Source organism: Streptomyces sp. NPDC002306 (genome assembly GCF_053593435.1).
The window spans coordinates 145,541-168,077 of sequence record NZ_JBSFCK010000014.1 but is presented as its reverse complement, the minus strand read 5'-3'; the positions used below and the strand labels follow the sequence as shown (position 1 = coordinate 168,077).

Sequence of the window (22,537 nt, the reverse complement as noted above, 5' to 3'; positions counted from 1 at the left end):
CAGGATGTGGACGCACAGTGGACCCTCAGCCGTAACCTCAGGTCAGGGCAGCATCCAGTCCAGGACCGGTGTGCTCTGCCCCAGCACGATCAGGCACATCACCAGCAACAGGCCCACGCTCCACGGGAGCACCTTGCGCAGCAGGTCGCCCTCGCGGCCCGCCAGGCCGACGGCCGCGCACGCGATGGTGAGGTTCTGCGGCGAGATCATCTTGCCGAGGACACCGCCCGAGCTGTTGGCGGCGGCCAGGAGCTCGGGGGAGAGACCCGACTCCTGGGCGGCGGACACCTGGAGCGCGCCGAAGAGGGCGTTGGCCGAGGTGTCGGAGCCGGAGACGGCAACGCCGAACCAGCCCAGCACCGGCGACAGGAAGGCGAGTCCGGCGCCGGCCGCCGCCACGAGGTGGCCGATCGTGGCGGCCTGTCCGGAGAGGTTCATGACGTAGGCGAGGGCCAGCACGGACGTCACCGTGAGGATCGCGAAGCGCAGTTCGCGCACGGTGGCGGCCCACTCCTTGACCGCCTCGCGCGCGTGCACCCCGAGTACGGCCGCGGTGCAGATCCCGGCGAGCAGCACGAGCGTGCCGCCGGTCGACACGATCGGCCAGACGAAGACGTTGCCGCCGACCGGCTTGCCCTGCGGGCTGACCACGTCCAGGAAGGGCCAGTCGTAGGTACGGGTCGCCTTCGCCAGCCAGTCCTTGACGGCCGGGATCTGGGCGACGGAGAAGATCACGACGATCAGCGCGTACGGGGCGTAGGCGCGGACCACCTCGGGGCGCGGGTCGGGCTCGTCGAGTTCCTCGCTGCGCACGCCCGTCAGCACGGACGCGCGGACGGACTCGGCGGCGGCCACGCGCGTGTGCGGTACGGCGACCAGGGCGCCGGCGCCCGCCAGGGAGGCGGCGATGTCGGCGAGTTGGGCGGAGACGTAGTTCGACGCGGCGAACTGGGCGACGGCGAAGGCGACTCCGCACACCAGGGCGGGCAGCCAGGTCTCGCGCAGTCCGCGCCGGCCGTCCACCAGGCCGACCAGGACGAGGGGGACGAGCAGCGCCAGCAGCGGGGTCTGGCGGCCCACCACGGAGGCCACGGAGTCCAGGGGCAGTCCGGTGACCTGGGCGAGGGTGACGACGGGGGTGCCCATGGCGCCGAAGGCGACGGGCGCGGTGTTGGCCACCAGGGAGACCACGGCCGCGCGCACCGGGTCGAAGCCGAGCGCGACGAGCATGACCGAGCAGATCGCGACCGGAGCGCCGAACCCGGCGAGCGCCTCCAGCAGGGCGCCGAAGCAGAACGCGACCACGAGCGCCTGGATGCGCGGGTCGTCGGACAGCCGCCCGAAGGAGCGGCGCAGGACGTCGAAGTGCCGGGTGCGGACGGTCATGCGGTACACCCACAGGGCGTTGACGACGATCCACAGGATGGGGAAGAGGCCGAAGACGGCTCCCTGGACGGCGCTGGAGAGCGTCTGGTCCAGCGGCATGCCGTAGGCGAGGCAGGCGACCAGTACGGCCGCCGTGAGACCCGCCAGGCCCGCGAGGTGCGCCTTGAGGCGGACGCCACCGAGCAGGACGAGGACGATCAGCAGGGGCAGGGCGGCGACGAGGGCGGACAGGCCCAGCGAGTCGGCTACGGGTTGCAGTTCCTGGACGTACACGGCGCCTCCCCGACGTCGATTCCGATTCCGTCATGCGGAAAGCGATTTCTCGATTCGGCTGACGAAATGGTCGTGTCCACGCCAATGTCGCGTCAATGGGTGTGCGGCACTCCGTTGAACGCGCCAAGGGATGTGCACGCGCCGGGGAACACGCGAACGCACACGAAAGAGGGAAAAGCCGGGCTGATCAGTTGTCCGGCGAGCGCAGCACCCTCAGATGGCCGCGGCGCGCGACCTCCATCGGGTCCGCCGTACGGGCTCCGCCACCGGCGGCACCGGCCGCGCGCTCCTGCGGGCGGGCCGCCTCGCGCACCGCGTTCGCCAGCGCTTCCAGGTCGTCGCCGCTGGGCCGTGCGGGGGCCGAGGCGTCCAGCAGCCGGACGACCTCCCAGCCGCGCGGGGCGGTGAGGCGCTCGGAGTGCTCGGCGCACAGGTCGTAGCAGTGGGGTTCGGCGTAGGTGGCGAGCGGGCCGAGGACCGCGGTCGAGTCGGCGTAGACGTACGTCAGCGTCGCGACGGCGGGTCGGCCGCAGGCGGTGCGCGAACAGCGACGTACAGGGCTCACGATGTTGGACGGTACCGCACTCTTGAGCGGGCCGCGACGACTCGCCCCCGGGTCACCCCACCGTGTCGTGTGCCGGAGCACCCCCCGCACCCCTCCGGGGACACCGCGCTGACCTGCGTCGACACCCGCCTGCACGGCCTCGGGCGGTCGAGGAAGTGGTCACGACTCGGCACAAACACCGTCAACTGCCTTGAGATCGCCGGTCCCGAAGAGATACAGAAACGAGCCCAAGCTTGGCCGGAATGGTCATCCCGCACCATGGTGCGGAGCCGGCCGTTCACCGCGCGGGGGCCGGGCGGGCGGGCCCCGTGAGGACTACGCTTCAGCGGTGATGGACACCCCCGTACCGCCCCCCGCCGCGGGCCCCTGGCCCCGCCGACGCGATCGCCACGGACGCGGCATGCGCGGCCCGATCGCGCCGCCGCAGGTGCCGCTCGCCGCGAGCCGTGCCGATGTCTTCGCGGATCTGGTGCAGGATTCCGTGGAGCGTCTGGAGCGGCGCTGGCCACAGCTCGCCGACATCGATTTCCTCGTGCTGGAGGTGCCCCGGCTGGACGGGCCGGGCGAGCCCTGGAACGACGAGGCGGTGCCGCTGGGCGGGACGGTTCCCGCGCACGAGGGCCGGCGGGCGCGGGTCGTCGTGTACCGGCGGCCGGTCGAGATCCGCACGAAGGGGCGCGACGAACGGGCGGCACTGGTGCACGAGGTGGTCGTCGAACAGGTCGCCGAGCTGCTGGGACTGACTCCGGAGACGGTGGATCCGCGGTACGGCGAGGAGTGAGCCGTCCGCGGACCCGAAGTGGCGCCGCGCCCTACTTCTGGAGCACCGACAGGTCTTCGTCCGCCCGGGGCACGGCCACCGTGCCGCGGTCGTCCGGCAGGGTCTGGACGGTGAAGCCCGGAATGCCTTCCTCCGTCGCCGAGAGGGTACGGGCCGCGTACACCGGGCCGCCCGACACCGGCTCGACGGTCAGGGCGTAGGTGCCCTTCAGGCCGCTCGGGACCGGTACCTCGACGTCCTGGGTCGTGCCGCCCTTGATGGTGTACGTCCGGGTCACCGCGGTCCCGCCGTCGCTGCCCGCGGACGCCGTGACCTTGACCCGCGCGGTGCCCTGGGGGGCCGTCAGGGACAGCGTCGTGCCCTTGGCGCTGTTGTCGGCGGCCGTCGCGCGCGTGCCGACGGGGCTCGTGGCGGGGATGAACGCCGTCTCCTGCTTGGTGCCCTTGCCGCGGACGACCCGGAGCGCCGCGACGACCGGCACGGACTCGTCCGTCGGCGTCAGGAGCAGGGAGCCCGCCTCGCCGCGCGTGACGTCGCCGAGGTCGACGGTGGTCGTCGTGCCCGACTTCACGTGCAGCGTCTCGTGCCCGGCGGGGGTGATCGAACCGGAGGGGGAGGCCAGCCGCACCTTCAGGTCGGCGTCGTCGTGACCGGGCGTGAAGACGGTCAGGCTCACCGCGGTGGCGTCCTTGGGGATGCCCGGCATGACCAGGCTGCCCGCCGGCTCGGTGGAGGCGGCCAGCCAGTCGCCGCCGAGCTTGTCGTCCAGGGCCTGTACGGCGGCGCCGATCCGGCCGCTGCGCACGTTCACGTGGACCGTGAGGCCGTCCTGCTTCTCACCGGTGAGCGTGGACAGCAGGATCGGTTCGCTCGCGTGCGGCGGGACCGTGATGCCCTCCCCCACCGTCGACTCCAGGGCGCCGTCCTTGCCGTAGAGCTCGATGTCGACGACGGCGGCGGAGTCGTCGGGGTTGGTCATGTGGACGTAGTCCGTGCGGTCGGCGGTGGTGCTGACGCCGGGGAACCAGAACTCCGTGTCCGCGGCGGTGCAGTTGACGCCCTGGAGGCCGCGGCCGGTGCCGGCGACGACCTCCGTGGTCTGCTGGACCGTCCAGCCGGGCGCGAACTTCCCCTCGGCGGTGCCGACCAGTGCCGGCGCCTCACCGCCGGAGGTGTCCCCGGTGACCGGCGTGCCGGGCTCCTTGGGCGTCAGTACGGGCTTGGCGGCGCTCTTCTTGCCACTCTTGCCGTTCTTTCCGCTCTTGCCACCGGCGCTGGCACCGTCGGCCGACGCCTCGGTGGCGGCCGCGAGTTCGGCCGACCCGTCGCTCCCCGTGCCCTGCGTGACCGGCGTGAAGGACGTGTACGTCGTCTCGGCGAGGTCGGAGGTGCTGGGAGCGGGGCAGAGCAGGCTCGTGCGCTCCACGGGCTGCTGGGCGGCCGCCTTGGCGCTGTCCGCGCCGACGGCGTCCGGAGTGGTGACGACCGCGAATCCGGTGACGGCGGCGAGCGCGGCCGTGCCGGCGATCAGGGACAGGGTGGTGCGGTTCACTGCTGACTCCCGTCGGGACGCTCATTGCCGGGACCGTGCTGCTGCGCCGGGTCGTACGTGGCGTCGTAGTGCTGCGGGTACGACGGGTCGTACGGCTGGTCGTACGGCTGGTCGTACGACGCCTGCTGGGCCTGGCCGCCGTAGGCGTACGGGTCGTACTGGCCCTGGTACGGGTCGGCCTGGTAGGGGTCGCCCTGGTACGTCCGGTCGTACCCGCCCGCCGGGTACTGCTGGGCACCCTCGTACTGCTGCTCGTTGCCGTAGGCGCCGTATTCGGCGCCCTGGTGGTCGGCCGTGTCCCACTCCCCGTAGGACTGCTGGTGGGGAACGACGACGGGGGTCTCCTCCTGCGCGGAGGGCGGGAACCCGTCGTCCTCGGCGGTCTCCTCGGCCTCCGCCTCCGTCTCCGCCTGGGCCCGCAGGCGGCGGGCGCGGCGGCCCTCGCCGGCTTCGGCCTGGGCGGGGATCGACGGCTCCTCGGGGAGGTCGTCGTCGATGTCCCGGCGCCGGCCGGGCAGGGCGAGCACGACCAGGACGACGGCGAGGGCACCCTGCGCCCACAGCCACGCGGTGTGGGTGAACGGGTCGTCGTAGATGACGTCCAGCTCGCCGCCGGAAGCGGGGAGCCGGAAGCCCTGGGCCCAGCCGTCGACCGTGGTGGCGCTGAGCGGCTCGCCGTCCAGGGTCGCGGTCCAGCCGTCGGCTGCGGTGTCGGCCAGGCGCAGGACGCGGCCGTCGGAGCCTGCCGGGATCGTGGTGTGGATCTCGACCGGGCCGGCGGCGACCGGGATCGGGGTGCCCGAGCCGGACGCGGCGACGACGGCCGCGCGCGAGACCTCGTGGTCGACCCGCCACAGCCCGCTGCCGTCCTGCTGGCTGAGCCGGGAGAGGCCGGGGGTGGCGTCCAGGACGCGGGTGACGTCGCGGGGCGCGCCCTTGTGGACGAGGACATAGCGCACGGCGAACGCGCCGAGCTGGTCGGTCTGGTCGGCGCCGGAGCCGGCGACGAGGTTGGCGACGACCTTGTCGAGCTTGCTGTTCTCGCCGCCGGCCGCGGCGAGTTCGGCGTCGCCGAGGCGGGCGCCGGAGCCGCGGACCAGCATGTAGCCGACGCGGGACGCGGAATCGCTGTCGAGGACCAGGGTGCGGGCCTGGTCGCGGGTGCCGCCCTCCTCGGCGACGAACGCCGGCACCTGGACCGGGTCGCGCCGTTCCAGCGGTCCGTCGGCGCCGCCGATCATCCAGCCTGCGGCGACGAGCAGCGGGCCCGCGGCCGAGGCGAAGGCGATCAGCGCGGCCACCGGCTGACGCCAGCCGAAGCTCTGTTCGGCCACACGCGCGCGTGCCCCGTCCGCGCCGAGGGCGGCGGCGGACAGCAGGGCGAGGCCGTAGACGAGGGTCGCGGGGCCGGCCCAGGTGGAGCCGTTGGACAGGACCGCGAAGACGAGGCCCACCAGGGCGACCGCCCAGGCCTTCCAGATGCCGGACTGCCGCTCGGAGCGCAGCAGGGCGGCCAGCGCCGCCAGCACGATGCCGATGAGCATGAGGCCGTTGACCGTGCCGGGGCCGCCCGGGCTGACGGCGAGCAGGTCGACGGCGGAGGCCGCCGAGGCGCCGTACTCGAGGCCGGCCTCCTTGAAGAAGCCGAACGGCAGCAGGGTCAGCGACCAGGGGGCGAGCACCAGCAGGGGCGTGCCCAGCTGGACCAGGAAGCGCAGGACGTGGGCCATGAGGTCGCCGCGGCGCACCACCAGGACCGCGACGCCGAGGACCAGGGCGATCGGCCACACGATCGGTGTGAAGGCGGTGGTGATGGTCAGCAGCAGCGCGTACGCCCAGGTCGCCCGCCAGCTGCCGCGGGCGCCGGAGGCACGCGTCAGGCCGCCGGCGGCGATGCCCGCGCGGGCGATGAGCGGCAGCAGCACGGCCAGGACGGCGGTGCCGATGCGGCCGCCCGCGAGCGCGCCGGTGGCGGCCGGCAGGAAGGCGTAGACGACGGCCGCCCACGCGCGCAGGAGGCGCGAGTCGACGAGCGGGCGGGAGGCGAAGTACGCGGTGAAGCCGGCCAGCGGGACCGAGCCGATCAGCAGGACGGTGACGGCGAGTCCGGTCGAGCCGAGCAGGATCGAGGCGAGCGTCGCCATGATCGCGAGGTAGGGCGGGGCGGACGGGGTGCCGCCTGCGCCGACCGGGTGCCAGGAGTCCAGATACCGCGACCAGAGTTCGCTCGCGTCGGTCGGGGCGGGCAGCAGGGCGCCGCCCGAGAGGGCGCCGCCGCCCAGGAGCTGGCGGCAGGCGACCAGGGAGACGAGCAGGAGCAGCAGGAAGAGCATCGGGCCGGGGTTGCGGGCGATGCGCTTGAGGCGGGCGAACTGCTCGATCTCCAGGAAGTCGGCGTCGTCGCCGCCGGGGCCGGACTCGACGGCGCCGCCGTGGCGGCCCGCGCCGGCCGCGGCCGCCGCCTCGGGGTCGGAGCTGCCGAAGAAGCTGCCGGCGGCCTGTTCCACGGTGGCCCGTACGGTCGCGCCGGGCGGCGGGAACAGGGGCCGCAGTTCGCCCTTGTCGACCTGGGGGCTGCCCCGCCTGCGCCGCCCGGCGATGATCCGCTCGGGTCGCAGCAGGGTGCCCAGCAGACCGCGGATCTCGTCGACGGCCTGGCCGGGGACCTTGCCGACGAGGTAGGCGACGGTCCGCACGAGTGTGCCGACGATCAGGCGCAGCAGGACCCAGGGCAGGGCGGCCGTGCGCGTGTTGACGAGCAGGGTGTAGGCGGCGCCCGCCTTGTCGACCTTGTGCGGGGAGGCCGTGGTGCGGCCCGCGCAGTCGACGGCGCGGCGCTCGCGGGAGGCCGCCTCGGCGTGACGTACGACCGCCTCCGGGGCGACGAGGACGCGGTGCCCGGCGGCGTTGGCCCGCCAGCACAGGTCGACGTCGTCACGCATCAAGGGCAGTCGGCGGTCGAAGCCGCCGAGCTCCTCGAAGACATCGCGCCGGATCAGCATGCCCGCGGTGGAGACGGACAGCACGGGCTGGATGTGGTCGTGCTGTCCCTGGTCCTGTTCGCGGCGGTCCAGGCCCGTCCAGCGGCGGCCGGAGTGGGCGATGGTGACGCCGACCTCCAGCAGCTGCCGGCGGTCGTACCAGCCGCGCAGCTTGGGGCCGACGACGGCGACGTCGTCCCGCCCCAGTTCGAGTTCGTTCTCCACGACCCGCAGCAGCTGGGCCAGGGCGTCGGGTTCGGGAGCGCTGTCGTCGTGCAGCAGCCACAGCCACTGCACGGGCTCGCCGTGGGGAAGCTCCGGCAGGTCGTAGGCGTCGTCACGCCACGTGCGCGTGACGGGGTCCCAGCCGCTGGGGCGCTTGAGGTACGGCAGCTCCTCAGGGGTGAGGACCGGGGCCGCGCGGTTGGCCTCCTCGACGGCCTGGCCGAAGCCGGTACGCCGGGCGAGGTGCAGCACGCTCTCGGCGCCGAGCGCGTCGGTGACCAGCTGGGCGGAGGCGTCCGCGCTGCCGGTGTCGGCCGCCACGGCGTACTGAACGGGGCGCTCCTGGCCGAGCAGCCCGGCGAGCGCGTCGGGCAGCCAGCGGGCGCCGTCGTGCGTGACGAGGACCGCCGTCACCACGTGGCGCGGAAACTCTGGGGTGGCAGCGTCGTATTGGGCTGCCGTGTGGCTGTGCACGGACATCGAGGTACGGGCCCCGGTTCGGTGGACTGCGGTGGACGCCTGTGCCCACGGGGGACAACGGTGCGTCTCGGACGAGCGACCACACTATCGGCTGGGCAGCACAGCGGCCCGCCGCCTGTGGATAACCCACCCGCGACGGGCCGTTCGTGATGTTTTGTCCCTGCTGGTCCGCCCGCTGTGGCGGTCCGTGCCGTTCGGTTCAGACGGCGGCTTTCTTCAGCCGGCGGCGTTCACGCTCGGACAGACCGCCCCAGATGCCGAAGCGCTCGTCGTTGGCGAGGGCGTACTCGAGGCACTCGGAGCGGACCTCACAGGCGAGGCAGACCTTCTTGGCCTCGCGGGTGGAGCCGCCCTTCTCGGGGAAGAAGGACTCGGGGTCGGTCTGGGCGCACAGCGCGCGCTCCTGCCAGCCGAGTTCCTCGTCCGCGTCGTCGACCAGCAGTTGCTGCACCAGCTCGGTCATGTGCGCCCCTCGTCTGTCTTTCGCGTCCCCGTGCCGTGGCCGTCTACCGATTTCGGCTGAACGACACGAGTGAAATTACAAGTGTGCTGCTCCGGGCGAGTCAAGCCGAGATCTGCTATTGGGCCCCTTATTCACTCTGCGGAACCAAGGTCATGCGGAAAGTGTTCAAATCGCCATAAACCTTGACACGCGAGCGAGGCCCCGAACGGGCCTATCGGCCCGGCACAAGACCCTGTACGGAGAAAGACGCCAAGATGTTCGATCTCGTTCCGACGCGCGCAACGAGGCTTGCGCGCCCGGTTGTGCGCCATGTGTCCCGATGGGCGTATGAACAAACCTTTCACCTGAGAGATGAACCGGAAGAGGTGAAACATGTCCCACATACCGGGCGTCGAGTTGACAGTGCTGGTGTGAACCGATCTGCTTGTGGGCATGCTCGCGAACTCGGTACTCACCACGACCCGCTCCGCCGGGTCCCTCGGTGTTGCCCGCGCTCGCTGTAGCTGTTGCTGTTGCAGTTGTTGAGCCCAACGCGCTCCTGCTGCGACTGAGTCCACCGCGACTCGGCTGCTTGTTCCCCCCGCCCGCACCAGGGCGCCCCTGTCGCCCGTGATCCGGGCGGACGGCACGTGACACCCAGCCAGCCCCACTCTTCCGCCGAGGGACCACGCACCCCCATGAACAGCGACAGCGACCTCCAGATCGCGGGCGACCTCCTCGAGGTCCCGCACCTGCTCCAGCCGCCGCGCGAGCACCCGGCCACCGTGGCCGACTTCGTCGGTCTGGCCCGTTCCATCGCGGCCGACCGCGCCCAGTGGGCGCACCTCGTCCGTTACGACGCCACCACGCGCTGGTACCACCGGCTGCGCACCGGTCCCGGCTACGAGGTGTGGCTGCTGTCCTGGGTGCCCGGCCAGGGCACCGGGCTGCACGACCACGGCCGTTCCTCCGGGGTGCTGACCGTCCTGGAGGGCACCCTCACCGAGCGCACCGGGCGCAGCACGCGCGCCCTGACCGCGGGCGCGGTGACGGCCCCGCTCGACCGGGGCCGTGAATGGGGGCGGGTCTTCGGACCGGGATACGCGCACGAGGTGGTCAACGACGCGCTGGAACCGGCGGTCAGCCTGCACGTCTACTTCCCCGGTCTGACCGAGATGCCGATGCACGGCCCGCGGTGCTCGACTCCGGCGACGTACGACCCGGTGGACATCGACCCGTCCGGCGTCGTGAGCGCCTGAGCGCGCGGGCTCTCCACAATCCGGGAGTTGTCCACAGTCCGGGAGTTGTCCACAACCGCCTGCCGCGTCGTCCCCGCCGCCTGCGAGACTTGCCCTCATGCGCATTGTGGTTCTGGCAGGCGGCATCGGTGGTGCCCGGTTCCTGCGCGGTCTGAAGCAGACCGTGCCGGACGCGGACATCACGGTCATCGGCAACACCGGGGACGACATCCACCTCTTCGGGCTGAAGGTCTGCCCGGACCTCGACACGGTGATGTACACGCTCGGCGGCGGCATCAACGAGGAGCAGGGCTGGGGTCGGGCCGACGAGACCTTCCATCTGAAGGAGGAGCTCGGGGCCTACGGCGTCGGGCCCGAGTGGTTCGGGCTGGGCGACCGTGACTTCGCCACGCACATCGTGCGGACGCAGATGATCGGCGCCGGGTATCCGCTCAGCGCGGTCACGGCGGCGCTCTGCGACCGCTGGCAGCCGGGCGTGCGGCTGATCCCGATGACGGACGACCGCGTCGAGACGCACGTGGCCGTCGAGATGGACGGTGAGCGCAAGGCGATCCACTTCCAGGAGTACTGGGTACGGCTGCGGGCGTCGGTGGCGGCGGAGGCGGTCGTGCCGGTCGGCGCCGAACAGGCGAAGCCGGCGCCCGGCGTCCTGGAGGCGATCGCGGCGGCGGACGTCGTCCTCTTCCCGCCGTCCAACCCGGTCGTCTCGGTCGGCACGATCCTCGCCGTGCCCGGCATCAGGGAGGCGATCGCGGACGCCGGGGTGCCGGTGGTGGGCCTGTCCCCCATCGTCGGGGACGCCCCCGTGCGCGGCATGGCCGACAAGGTGCTCGCGGCGGTCGGCGTGGAGTCCACGGCCGCGGCGGTGGCCGAGCACTACGGCTCGGGCCTCCTCGACGGCTGGCTCGTCGACACCGTGGACGCGGGCGTGGTGGAACGGGTCGAGGCGGCCGGGATCCGCTGCCGGGCCGTACCGCTGATGATGACCGACCTCGACGCGACCGCGCGGATGGCCCGCGAGGCGCTGACGCTGGCGGAGGAGGTGCGGGAGTCGTGAGCGACCTGTCTTCCGGCGGCTTCAGAGTCTGGGCCGTACCCGGGATCCCGGAGGTGGCCGCGGGCGACGACCTCGCCAAGCTGATCGCCGCCGCGGAACCGGACCTGGCCGACGGGGACGTGCTCCTCGTCACCTCGAAGATCGTGTCCAAGGCGGAGGGACGCGTCGTCGAGGCGGCCGACCGGGAGGCCGCGATCGACGCCGAGACCGTGCGGGTCGTGGCGCGGCGCGGACCGCTGCGGATCGTCGAGAACCGGCAGGGACTGGTGATGGCCGCCGCCGGCGTCGACGCCTCCAACACCCCCTCGGGGACGGTGCTGTTGCTGCCCGAGGACCCGGACGGCTCCGCCCGGTCGATCCGGGACGGCCTGCGGGACACCCTGGGCGTCAGCGTCGGGGTCGTCGTCACCGACACCTTCGGGCGACCGTGGCGCGCGGGGCTCACGGACGTCGCGATCGGCGCCGCCGGAGTGCGAGTGCTGGACGACCTGCGCGGGGGCACGGACGGACACGGCAATCCGCTCAGTTCCACCGTGGTGGCGACGGCGGACGAACTGGCCGCCGCCGGTGATCTGGTGAAGGGCAAGGCCGCGGGGCTGCCGGTCGCCGTGGTGCGCGGGCTGACGCACCTGGTGGCCGAGGGCGACACGGAAGGAGCGCGCGCCATGGTGCGCGACGCGCGCGACGACATGTTCCGGCTGGGGACGTCGGAGGCGGTACGGGAGGCGGTGACCCAGCGCCGTACGGTACGGGCCTTCACGGACGAACCCGTCGACCCGGCGGCCGTACGGCGGGCGGTGGCCGCGGCGGTGACGGCGCCGGCACCGCACCACACGACACCGTGGCGGTTCGTGCTGCTGGAGTCCGCGTCGGCACGGACCGGGCTGCTGGACGCCATGCGCGACGCCTGGATCGCCGACCTCCGGCGGGACGGCAAGAGCGAGGAGTCCATCGCCAAGCGGGTGCGGCGCGGCGAGGTGCTGCGCGGGGCGCCGTATCTCGTCGTGCCGTGTCTCGTCATGGACGGGTCGCACACGTACGGGGACGCGCGACGGGACGGGGCCGAGCGGGAGATGTTCGTGGTCGCGGCCGGGGCCGGGGTGCAGAACTTCCTGGTCGCGCTGGCCGGTGAGCGGCTCGGGTCCGCGTGGGTGTCCTCGACGATGTTCTGCCGCGAGGTCGTACGCGAGGTGCTGGGGCTGCCGAAGGACTGGGATCCGATGGGGGCCGTCGCGGTCGGACATCCGGCCGAGCAGCCGAGACCTCGGCCGGAGCGGGACGCGGGGACGTTCATCGAGGTGCGGTGACGGGGGCGGGGCGGGCCCCTACTCTCGTAGGACACCTTCGGCCTCTCGTAGGACGCCTTCGGCGCTCGTAGAGAACGGCTTGGGCTTTCTCGTAGGACGGCTCCGGACTTTCGTAGAACACCTTCGGCATCCCTGGGATCTCATTCGTGGCAGGACGGTTCACTCCGCGCCCCACCCGTACGACCGTGCGCGGCGGCCATGTCGCCGTGCCCGGGGGCGTGCCGCGGCCGGCCGCCGCGCCGGGGCGGGTACGGATCTGGGTGCCGAACGGGCCGCTCGATCTGGGGCTGGTGCTGGGGCCGCTGCGGCGTGGGCCGGCGGATCCCACGTTCCGCACGACGCCGGACGGGTCCGTGTGGCGGGCCAGCCTGACGCCCGCCGGGCCGGGAACACTGCGGGTCGCCGCGCGCGGCGCGGAGGTACGAGGTGAGGCGTGGGGGCCGGGCGCGGAGTGGCTGCTGGAGCGGTTGCCCGAGCTGCTCGGTGCCGCGGACGAGCCCGCCGCCTTCGAACCCCGGCACCGGCTGCTCGCCGCCGCCCGGCATCGGCGGCCGGGACTGCGGCTGACGCGGACCGGGCTGGTGCTGGAGTCGCTGATCCCGTCGGTTCTGGAGCAGAAGGTCACGACCGACGAGGCGTACCGGGCGTGGCGGTTGCTCGTACGGAAGTTCGGGGAGTCGGCGCCCGGGCCCGTGGACGGGCGGATGTGGGTAATGCCCGCGCCGCGCACGTGGGCGCTGATTCCGTCGTGGGAGTGGCATCGGGCCGGGGTCGACAACAAGCGGGCGTCGACGATCCTGCGGGCCGTGCGGGTCGCCGCGCGGCTGGAGGAGGCGATGCGGATGGCGCCCGGGGAGGCGCAGGCCCGGCTGGAGGTCGTGTCCGGGATCGGGCCGTGGACGTCGGCGGAGACCGTGCAGCGCAGTCATGGGGCGCCGGACGCGGTGACCGTCGGGGATCTGCATCTGCCGGGGATCGTGGGGTGGGCGCTCGCCGGGGACCGGCATGCGGACGACGCGGCGATGCTGGAACTGCTGGAGCCGTACGCGGGGCAGCGGCATCGGGCGGCGCGGTTGATCCTGCTGAGCGGGAGGGTGCCTGCGCGGCGGGCGCCACGGATGCCTCGCGGGGACATCGGGCGGTTGTGAGACGCGGGCGCTTCTGCGTGCCGCCGCCTTGGCGCCGAGCAAGGTGGGCTGTGCCTCGGGGTGGTGAGCGCGCTGTGCCTTGGCGTGCGGCTCCGGGGTGGTGAGGTGCCCTGGGCGAGTGGTGGTCGGCATTGGGGGCGGCGTCCGTGGGTCGCGCGGCCCGGCGTGGACGGGGTTCCCCCGCGCCCACCCGTGCTGCCCGGCGGCACAGCTGCCCGCGGGGTGTAGAGGTGGCAGCAGGTGCGCGGCCCGCGGGGGCCTTGGGCGTGACATCGGGGGACGGTGCGTGACACCAGGGGACGACGGCGGCGCGGTCGACCAGGAAGGCGCCGGGCATCAAAAGCCTGGCCCGGGAGGACAGCGGCGGCGCAGGCGGGTGGGAAGACGCCGGGCGTCGGAGATCTGGAGCGTGGCACCGCGGGTCAGCGGCAGCGTAGGCAGCCGGGATGGCGCGGGACCTTGGGGGCCTCGGGCGCGGCCCCGGGAAGCGACGGCCGCGCGGTCCGCCGGAAAGGCTCCAGGCGTCGAGGGCCCGGAGCGTAGGCCCCGCAGGGCAGCGGCGGCGTAGGCGGCCGGGATGGCTCGGGGCGTCGGGGGTCTGGAGCGTGGTCCCTGGGGCGGCGGCGTAGGTGGGCGGAAGTGCTGGATGTTGCGGGGGCTGGGTTCGTGGGGAGGGGGTCGGGATCAGGGGGATGTGGGGTGGTGGGGGCGCCGAGGTGTGAGGGGCGCCCCCGGTGGGTGGGCGTTATTGGTCGGAGGAGAAGCGGACCGAGCCTGCGGGGATGCGGGCGTCGCACCAGACGCGTACGCCGTCGCGGAGTTCGTTGTCGGCGCCGACGACCGCGCCGTCGCCGATGACCGTGCCGGTGAGGACGGAGCGGCTGCCGACACGGGCGCGGGTGCCGATGAGGGAGTCGGTGATGACCGCACCGGGTTCGATGACGGCGCCGGGCAGAATCGTGCTGCCGAAGACGCGGGCGCCTTCCGCGACGAACGCGCCCTCTCCCACCACCGTGCCGCCGGTCAGCTTGGCGTCGGGGGCCACCGTGGCCGTCGGCAGGATGAGGCGGTCGCCGCAGCGGCCGGGGACCGCGGGCGAGGGGGCGCGGCCGAGGACCAGGTCCGCCGAGCCCCGTACGAAGGCCGCCGGGGTGCCGAGGTCGAGCCAGTACGTCGAGTCGACCAGTCCCTGGAGGTGGGCGCCCGCGGCCAGCAGGCCCGGGAAGGTCTCGCGTTCGACGGAGACCGGGCGGTCGCCCGGGATGGTGTCGATGACCGAGCGGCGGAAGACGTACGCCCCCGCGTTGATCTGGTCGGTGACGATCTCCTCCGGCGTCTGGGGCTTCTCCAGGAAGGCCAGCACGCGGCCGGTCCCGTCCGTGGGGACCAGGCCGTAGGCGCGCGGGTCCGTCACCTTCGTCAGGTGCAGGGAGACGTCCGCGCCCGTCGACTCGTGCGTGCGCACCAGCGCCCGGATGTCCAGGCCGGTGAGGATGTCTCCGTTGAAGACCAGTACCGGGTCCTCGGGGCCGGAGTGCAGCCGGGAGGCGACATTGCGGATCGCGCCGCCCGTGCCGAGCGGCTCCTCCTCCGTGACGTACTCGATGTGCAGGCCCAGCGCCGAGCCGTCGCCGAAGTGCGGCTCGAAGATCTCGGCGAGGTACGACGTGGCGAGGACGATGTGGTCCACGCCCGCCGCTCTCGCTCTCGCCAGCTGGTGCGTGAGGAAGGGCACCCCGGCCGCCGGGACCATGGGCTTGGGCGTGTGCACCGTGAGCGGGCGCAGCCTGGTGCCCTTGCCGCCGACCAGGAGGATCGCTTCTGTCACCTGTCGTCTCTGCTTCCTGCCGGGACCGGCCGAACTGTCTTTCGGCCGGCCAGTGTATGCAGACCGTTCGTTGGCGTCTTCGGTTGCCGCGCGGTGTCCGTCACTGTTCCCGGCTGTCCCCCGACGGCGGTGAATGTGCCCCGCCGAACGTGTCCCCCGGCCGTCAGCGCCCCTGGTAGCGGGCCGCGGTCTTGCGGGCCGAGCCGAGCTTGCCGTAGAGCTGCCGTCCTGGGCACTCCGTGGCGAAGCCGTCGCGGTGACCGGAGATCACGTTCAGTCGTACCTTCTTACCTTTTCGGTAGAGATTGCCACCGCCGGACGTCAGATATGTCTTTCCGTTCGGATTGGCGCCGAAGAGGCCGAGCTTCCACGCCGTCAGCCGGGCGATGGCCGTCACCGCGGCGGAGCTCGGTTTGGCGGAGCCGAACGTGCCCAGTACGGCGATCCCCATGCTGTTGGTGTTGAAACCGAGGGTGTGGGCGCCCCGGACCGCCTTGGTCACTCCCCCGGCGCGGCCCTCGTAGATGTTTCCGCACTTGTCGACGAGGAAGTTGTAGCCGATGTCCCGCCAGCCCATGCTCTTGACGTGGTAGCGGTAGATACTGCGGATGAGTGACGGCACCTGCGAACACGTGTACTTGTTGCCGGAGGCCGTGTGGTGCACGAAGGCGGCCTTGATCTTCGACGTGTAGACGAACCCCTTCTCCCGCAGACTCTCGTCGGCGCCCCAGCCCTGCCGGGTGACGATGCGCGGTCGCGGACCGATGTACGGCTTCGCGCGCGGCTGTTCCGCCGGGTCGGCGGTGGGCAGGGTGAGCAGTTCCTCCTCGGTCTGCTCCTGGGTCAGCGCCGGGATCTCGGTGGCGCCGAGCGGTACGAGGTCGGCGTTGGCGGCGGAGGCAGCGACCGCCGCGGCGGACAGATCGCCCTTCGTGGTCGGCTCGCTGCCGGCGTTCGGATCGCTCTCGGTGGCCGGTTCACCCTCGATGTCCGCGGGGGTGAGGACGGCGCGGCCGCGCAGGGCACCCGCGCGCGGGGCGGCCACCGGCGCCTGCCGGGAGGCGGGCCGTGCGCCCACGGGCGCCGGGCCGGGGTTCGCGTCTCCCGGGTCGACGAGTTCGAGGCGCAGCCCGGCAGGGAGCGGGGTGGCGGGGGGAGCCACGATCCGCGGGCCGCGGCCGGTCTCCTCGACGTAGCCCGCGCCGCCCGCACCGCCCGTGCCGGACTCGGCGCGGACACGCACCTCCACGCCGTCCGAGTCGCCCACCCACAGGGGTGCGGTGGCTCCGCGCACACGGCCCGAGGTGCGTTCGGCGGTGTCGGGGTCGGCGCCGTGGTCGCCGTTGTGCGTGTCGACGTCCTCCCAGCCGGACCAGGTACCGGCGCCGGCGGCGCGGGTGCGGACCTGGACGCGGCCGTGCAGCTCGGCGTCCGGGTCGTCCCAGACGACGCCGACCAGGGAGAAGCGGTGGACGTCACGGCGCGCCAGCCCCTGTTCGGCGGCGAGGGCGCCGGGGGTGCGTGTCACGGAACCCCTGCGGTCGGGGGCGAGGGGGGCGAGGGGCAGCGACTGGGTGCTGCCGGGCAGGTCCGGCGCGGCGGCCCGGGCCGCGGCGAGGGCGGCGACCTCCGCGGTCGGGGCCTGGCTCGCGGACACCACGGCCGCCGCTGCGGCGGCAGGCGGGGTCAGCGGCAGGGCGAGAGCGGCCGCGCAGGTGACACCGATCGAGGAAGCAAGCAATCCACGCATGCCGCCGATCTTGGACATAGTCATATATATCTGTCCATCGGAGAACTGACGGGCCGTCGGGTGCCGTTCCGCCGAACCGGTGGCTCGCGGCAGGGCCGCCGGTGGGTGCGCGGGGGCCCTGCCCGCGTACGCTTGCGCGGGTGAACGCCACCGATCGCACCCCTGCCGACCTGCTGCGTTCCGCGCTCGCCGCGGATCCCGCGCGCCCCCTGGTGACCTTCTACGACGACGCCACGGGCGAACGTGTCGAGTTGTCCGTAGCCACCTTCGCCAATTGGGTGGCCAAGACCGCCAACCTCCTCCAGGACGGACTGTCCGCCGAGCCGGGCGACCGGGTCGCGCTGCTGCTGCCCGCGCACTGGCAGACGGCGGTGTGGCTGCTGGCGTGTTCGTCGGTGGGCGTCGTCGCGGACGTGGCCGGGGATCCGGCGCGGGCCGACTTCGTCGTGGCCGGGCCGGGGCGGTTCGAGGCGGGGCTGGCCTGCCGGGGTGAGCGGTACGCGCTGTCGCTCGCGCCGTTCGGGCGGCGGTTCCTGCCGGGACCGCCGGAGGGCTACGCCGACTACGCGGTGGAGGTGCCGACGTACGGCGACCGGTTCGCGGCGTACGCGCCCGTGGACCCGGAGGAGCCCGCGCTGATCGTGGCCGGGGCGGAGCTGACGGGGGCCGAGGTCGTGGAGCGGGCGCGGGCCGACGCGGCCGGGCTGGGACTGACGGGGCCCGGGGCCCGGCTGCTGACGGGACTGCCGTACGACACGTGGGAGGGGCTGAGCGCCGGGCTGTACGCGGCGCTGGCGAGCGGGGGCTCGGTGGTGTTGTGCCGGCACCTGGAGGAACTGGGGGACGAGGGTCTCGCGAAGCGGGTCGAGAGCGAGCGGGTGACCGCGACGGTTCGCTAGCCGCTGGGCTGTGGGGGTGTCGTACCTGGCATACGGAGCTGCCCATGCGCGGGGGCGGGACGCGCGCCCTGCGGTGCGGGGGCCGCGACACACCCTCTGTCGCGGGGCGCGAAGCGTGACACGCCCTTTGGCGCGGGGGTACGACACACCCTCCGGCACCGATGTGCGGGGCGAGCCGCGTGGTCCGGTACGGAGGCGACGCCGACCCACTGGGCGGGCCTCGCCGGGCACCCGCGCCTGCCGCCAGGGGGTGAGCCGCCTGAGCCCGCACCGGCACGGCGCCGCCCGCGCCCACCCGTGCCGCCCCAGGCGGCACGCATGCCCGCGGACCGGGCGAACCCACCTCCACCGCCGCCAGGCCAACCACACCCCGGCACCCGGGGGGTACACAACCGCGGTCCCCCTCCCAGGCCGAGGTCGGCCCGGGGACCAGCAGAAGACGGACAGCACGACCCCGGGCGAGGAGCCGAGAGCGGGCCAGGCGCCCAGCCCGAAGGCGAGCAGCCCGCCCCTCGACGACGAGCCGAAAGCAAACCCGGCGCCCAGCCGAAAACAGGCGAGACGACCCCGGGCGATGAGCCGAAGGCAGGCCGGGACGGCCCGGAGACGAGGTAAAGACCCGTCGGAAAGGGCTTCTGGCCGGCCGAGCCGGCCCAGGCACCAGCCACAGCCGCCACTAGGCCCCACGCCTGCCCTGCGTGACTGCGGTGGCCCTGTGCAAGCAGCCCGACGATGAGCCGGAGCGGGCCGGGACAGCCCGAAGGCAGGGCGGAGACCAGCAGGAGCCAGCCCAGCCCAGGAACCAGCCGAAGGCCGCCCCGAACCAGCCGCAGTCGACCCGAAGCTGGCCCCGTAGCCACCACACCCGACCCAAAGAGCAGCCAAAGACAGCCCAACAGCCGCCACACCCGACCCAAGGACCCGCTGGAGGCGCCCCCCAGCAGCCGAGATCAGCCAGAGCCGGCCGCAAGCTGGCGGCCCGGGGCTTCCCGGCCGCAGCCGAGACCAGCCAGAGCCGGCCGCAAGCTGACCCGGGGCCTCCCGGCCGACCGCAAGCTGGCCCGGGCCTCCCCAGCCGGCTGCAGGCTGGCCCAGGGCCTCAGGCCGACTACAGGCTGACCCGCGGCTCCCCAGCCGACCCTGGCCTCCCCAGCCGGCCCAGGCCCTCCCGCACCTGGCCCCGAGCCGCCCAGCGATGCTCCCGAGAGGGCTCCAGCGTGGCCCCCCGGGTGACCCGGTGGCGTCGCCCGTTCGGCGCAGTCCCGGCCGCACCCGTCGGTCCGGCGCGCCATGGTCGTAGGAGCAGCCGAGACGCCCAGCCCACACGACACGCTCGAACGCCATGAGGGGTGGACCCAGACGTGACCGACACCTCAGGCCTGCCCTCCGGGCCGAACGGCGACGACGCGGCCGAGGTCGTCCCGGGCGCGGGGTCCTCCGCCACCGGCCGGGGGCTGATACGGCGGCGTGAGCGGCGGTGGCTGCAGGGGGCGGCGATCGGGGTGGTCGTCCTCGTCGTCGGCGCGGTCGTGGTCGGGTGGACGGTGTACGCGAAGCTGAACGGCAACATCACCGCGGACGAGGCGGCCGCCGCCGAGCTCGCGCGGTACGAGAAGGAGCGGCCCACGTCGCTCGTGCGTGACGCGCAGAACATCCTGCTGATCGGGTCGGACTCGCGCTCGGGGGACGAGAACGCGAAGTACGGGCGGGACTCCGGGACCGAGCGGTCGGACACGACGATCCTGCTGCACCTGGCCGCGGGGCGGCACAGCGCCACCGCCGTCTCCCTGCCCCGCGACCTGATGGTGGACGTGCCCTCGTGCCTGCGCCCGGACGGCAGCCGCAGCGAGCCGATGTTCTCGATGTTCAACTACGCCTTCGAGATGGGCGGTACCGCCTGCTCGGTGCGTACCGTCGAGAAGCTCACCGGCATCCGCATCGATCACTACGTCGTCGTCGACTTCAACGGGTTCAAGGACATGGTGGACGCGGTCGACGGGGTCCAGGTGTGTCTGGAGGAGCCCGTCGACGACAAGGCCGCCAAGCTGCGGCTGCCCGCGGGCCGCGTGACCCTCGACGGCGAGCAGGCCCTCGGATACGTGCGCGCCCGCAAGTCCCTCGGCAACGGCAGCGACACCGACCGGATGGAGCGGCAGCAGCGGTTCCTCGGGGCGCTCGTCAACAAGGTGCAGAGCAATGACGTACTGCTGAATCCCGGCAAGCTCTACCCCGTCCTGGACGCGGCGACGTCGTCGCTCACCACCGACCCGGATCTGGCAAGTCTGCGCGGACTCTACGAACTCGTGCGCGGGCTGCGTGATCTCCCGACCGACCACGTGCAATTCCTGACCGTTCCGCGCGAGTCGTACGTCTACAACGCCAACCGTGACCAACTGGTGGAGCCGGAGGCCGAGCGGCTGTTCGAGCGGCTACGCCGGGACGCGCCGCTGGAGGTCTCCCAGGACGTCGCGCAGAATTCCGGCGATTCCGGCGCGAAAGCATCCGCCTCCCCCACCCCCACCTTCCACGGCAACACGGCCGCCGAAGCGGGCTGCGAGTAAAACACTCACCAAGTCGAGGGACTTCCGCGAACGCCAGTTCAAGGAAATGGGCGTATTGCCCAGTTGTAGGGACGTGGAATTTGTCACCATCGTCGCTTGACGCTGAACTGGGCGGATAGTGTGAGCGACCCGGTGCACCCGGCCGCGAGGTCTGTCCTTGGGTCGCGCATCGACTGACGTGACCCGAGCGCCTTTGAGGGGGGAAAAGGCGCCGCGTGGCCCCGACGGAGGATTCGGACAACCGTGGACGCGCAAGGCCGTGGGCGGGCGGACAACATCGACCCCGCAGACCAGTGGGTAATCAATCCGAACACCGGCGAATACGAACTGCGACTGACTCCTTCCGCACCGCAATCAGCGGTTCCCGGGCCTCGTAGATCCGCGTCACGCGGAGGCGGCGGCGCGGGTGCGGACGCGGGTGCCGTACGCAGTCGTGTCGCCGCGCCCGGACGGGAGACGGAGGCGCCGGGCCGCGAGGTCCCGCCGCCGCGCCGACGCCGTGGCGAGCCAGAGGAGCCGCCGCCCGGACGGAGGGGGCGGCGGCCGGCGAAGAAGAAGTCGCGAGCGAAGAAGATCGTGCTGTGGACCGGCGGCACGATGGCCTTCGTACTGGTCGCGGCCGCCGGTGCCGGCTACCTCTACATCGAGCACCTCAACAGCAACATCCAGTCGTCCCCGGACGACGGCGCGAGCACCGGTGGCTTCAACAAGGACAAGGCGATCAACGTCCTGGTGATCGGCACCGACAAGCGCACCGGCTCGGGCAACGAGGGCTACGGCGACTCCGGCAGCGTCGGCCACGCCGACACCACGATCCTGCTGCACGTCTCCAAGGACCGTACGAACGCGACCGCCCTCAGCATCCCGCGTGACCTGATCGTGAACGTCCCGGACTGCCCGACCACGCAGGAGGACGGCTCCAGCAAGGTCATCCCGGGCACGGACGGCGTCCGCTTCAACACCAGCCTCGGCCAGGACGGCCGCACGCCCAGCTGCACCATGCGCACGGTCACCGAGCTGACCGGGATCACCCCGGACAACTTCATGGTCGCCGACTTCAACGCGGTCAAGTCGCTGACCACGGCGGTCGACGGGGTCGACGTGTGTCTCGCCAAGGACATCAAGGACCCCGATTCCCACCTGAATCTGAAGAAGGGCACGCGGCACATCGAGGGCGAGACGGCACTCGCCTTCGTACGGACGCGGCACGCCGTCGGCTTCGGCGGCGACCTGAGCCGGATCACGCTGCAACAGCAGTTCCTGAGCGCGCTGATGCGCAAGCTGAAGTCCAACTCCACCCTCACCAGCCCGACGAAGATGGTGAAGGTGGCCGAGGCCGCCACCAAGGCGCTGACCGTGGACTCCCAGCTCGACAGCATCAACAAGCTGAAGGACCTCGGCCTGGAGATGGGCAAGCTCGACCCCAAGAACCTGACCTTCACGACGGTTCCGGTGCTCGACAACCCCGCCGAGAAGGTGAAGGCCACCGTCGTCGTCAACGAGAACACGGCCCCCACCGTCTTCCAACTGATCAAGGACGACGTCTCCTTCACCGAGGTCGCGGCGCAGAAGAAGAAGGCCAAGGACAAGGAAGCCGCGGCGGCCGCCAAGCAGCTGCAGGGGACCCAGTCCTCGGCCGCCGAGGTGCGGGTGCGCATCCTCAACGGCGGGGCCGTCGCCGGAAGCGCACAGAAAACTCTTAACTGGCTGCAGATTGAAGAGGGCGTAACGAAGTCGGAGAATGCAGGCAACGCGTCGACGGCGCTGAGCAGGACAACACTCGAGTACGCGCCCGACCAGGCCGACCAGGCACGCAAGCTCGCCGCGCTCATGGGTCTCTCCGGATCCGCGCTGAAGCCCGGCAAGAGCGTGACCAACTCGCAGGGTCTGCCCGCGATGACGCTGACGCTCGGCAAGGACTTCAAGGGCGCGGGTGTCTCGCTGACCGCGCCGACGAAGGTGCCGGACACCGTCGACACGTCCACAGCGGACAAGGTTGAGTGCGCCAAGTGACCTAACGGGTCCGTCACGCGTCTTAGAAGG

At 72.6% G+C, this 22,537-nt stretch carries 15 protein-coding genes; 8 read left to right on the top strand and 7 right to left on the bottom strand.

The annotated features are described in order from the left end of the window. Window positions 1-42: 42 nt before the first annotated feature. Entirely contained in the window at window positions 43-1,659 is a 1,617-nt protein-coding gene (locus tag ACWCQK_RS26045) for an L-lactate permease (RefSeq protein WP_451158781.1), read from the bottom strand. Between the two features lie 187 nt (window positions 1,660-1,846). Further along, window positions 1,847-2,224, bottom strand: a complete 378-nt coding sequence (locus tag ACWCQK_RS26040) for a DUF3499 domain-containing protein (protein WP_451158779.1) — start codon at window positions 2,222-2,224, stop codon at window positions 1,847-1,849. A 331-nt stretch (window positions 2,225-2,555) separates the two neighbouring features. Here ACWCQK_RS26040 and ACWCQK_RS26035 point away from each other — a divergent pair, with 331 nt between their 5' ends. Next, window positions 2,556-3,005 (top strand): metallopeptidase family protein, encoded by a 450-nt coding sequence (locus ACWCQK_RS26035; RefSeq protein ID WP_451158819.1) that lies wholly within the window; start codon window positions 2,556-2,558, stop codon window positions 3,003-3,005. A gap of 31 nt (window positions 3,006-3,036) precedes the next feature. On the opposite strand, the gene ACWCQK_RS26030 is transcribed toward ACWCQK_RS26035, so the two are convergent. The 3 genes from ACWCQK_RS26030 to ACWCQK_RS26020 form a co-directional block, all read right to left on the bottom strand. After that, on the bottom strand, window positions 3,037-4,557 hold the full coding sequence (locus ACWCQK_RS26030) for a DUF5719 family protein (RefSeq protein ID WP_451158777.1): 1,521 nt from the start codon (window positions 4,555-4,557) through the stop codon (window positions 3,037-3,039). Beyond that, complete coding sequence (locus ACWCQK_RS26025; protein ID WP_451158775.1) at window positions 4,554-8,243, bottom strand: glycosyltransferase; 3,690 nt, start codon at window positions 8,241-8,243, stop codon at window positions 4,554-4,556. The genes ACWCQK_RS26030 and ACWCQK_RS26025 overlap by 4 nt, the downstream gene beginning before the upstream one ends. Before the next feature lie 199 nt (window positions 8,244-8,442). Continuing rightward, a complete protein-coding gene (locus ACWCQK_RS26020) occupies window positions 8,443-8,706 on the bottom strand; it encodes a WhiB family transcriptional regulator (protein WP_003975777.1) in 264 nt (87 codons plus the stop codon). Between the two features lie 677 nt (window positions 8,707-9,383). Between ACWCQK_RS26020 and ACWCQK_RS26015 the strand changes: the two genes are divergently transcribed. The 4 genes from ACWCQK_RS26015 (at window position 9,384) to ACWCQK_RS26000 (ending at window position 13,456) form a co-directional block, all read left to right on the top strand. Then, window positions 9,384-9,944, top strand: a complete 561-nt coding sequence (locus tag ACWCQK_RS26015; protein ID WP_451158773.1) for a cysteine dioxygenase — start codon at window positions 9,384-9,386, stop codon at window positions 9,942-9,944. A gap of 97 nt (window positions 9,945-10,041) precedes the next feature. Then, on the top strand, window positions 10,042-11,001 hold the full coding sequence (gene cofD, locus ACWCQK_RS26010; RefSeq protein ID WP_451158771.1) for a 2-phospho-L-lactate transferase: 960 nt from the start codon (window positions 10,042-10,044) through the stop codon (window positions 10,999-11,001). Beyond that, window positions 10,998-12,308, top strand: coding sequence for a coenzyme F420-0:L-glutamate ligase (locus ACWCQK_RS26005; protein WP_451158769.1), 1,311 nt, complete (start codon window positions 10,998-11,000; stop codon window positions 12,306-12,308). The genes cofD and ACWCQK_RS26005 overlap by 4 nt, the downstream gene beginning before the upstream one ends. A 146-nt stretch (window positions 12,309-12,454) precedes the next feature. Continuing rightward, window positions 12,455-13,456, top strand: coding sequence for a DNA-3-methyladenine glycosylase family protein (locus ACWCQK_RS26000; protein ID WP_451158767.1), 1,002 nt, complete (start codon window positions 12,455-12,457; stop codon window positions 13,454-13,456). Window positions 13,457-14,201: 745 nt separating this feature from the next. Here ACWCQK_RS26000 and ACWCQK_RS25995 read toward each other — a convergent pair. Next, window positions 14,202-15,284: a sugar phosphate nucleotidyltransferase gene (locus ACWCQK_RS25995; protein ID WP_451158765.1), complete on the bottom strand. Its 1,083-nt coding sequence runs from the start codon at window positions 15,282-15,284 to the stop codon at window positions 14,202-14,204. A 163-nt stretch (window positions 15,285-15,447) separates the two neighbouring features. Further along, window positions 15,448-17,034: an N-acetylmuramoyl-L-alanine amidase gene (locus ACWCQK_RS25990; RefSeq protein ID WP_451158763.1), complete on the bottom strand. Its 1,587-nt coding sequence runs from the start codon at window positions 17,032-17,034 to the stop codon at window positions 15,448-15,450. Window positions 17,035-17,174: 140 nt separating this feature from the next. Here ACWCQK_RS25990 and ACWCQK_RS25985 point away from each other — a divergent pair, with 140 nt between their 5' ends. The 3 genes from ACWCQK_RS25985 (at window position 17,175) to ACWCQK_RS25975 (ending at window position 22,507) form a co-directional block, all read left to right on the top strand. After that, window positions 17,175-17,933, top strand: a complete 759-nt coding sequence (locus ACWCQK_RS25985; RefSeq protein ID WP_451158761.1) for a TIGR03089 family protein — start codon at window positions 17,175-17,177, stop codon at window positions 17,931-17,933. Window positions 17,934-19,294: 1,361 nt separating this feature from the next. Beyond that, entirely contained in the window at window positions 19,295-20,494 is a 1,200-nt protein-coding gene (locus ACWCQK_RS25980) for an LCP family protein (protein ID WP_451158759.1), read from the top strand. A gap of 243 nt (window positions 20,495-20,737) precedes the next feature. Further along, on the top strand, window positions 20,738-22,507 hold the full coding sequence (locus tag ACWCQK_RS25975) for an LCP family protein (RefSeq protein WP_451158757.1): 1,770 nt from the start codon (window positions 20,738-20,740) through the stop codon (window positions 22,505-22,507). Window positions 22,508-22,537 lie beyond the last annotated feature (30 nt).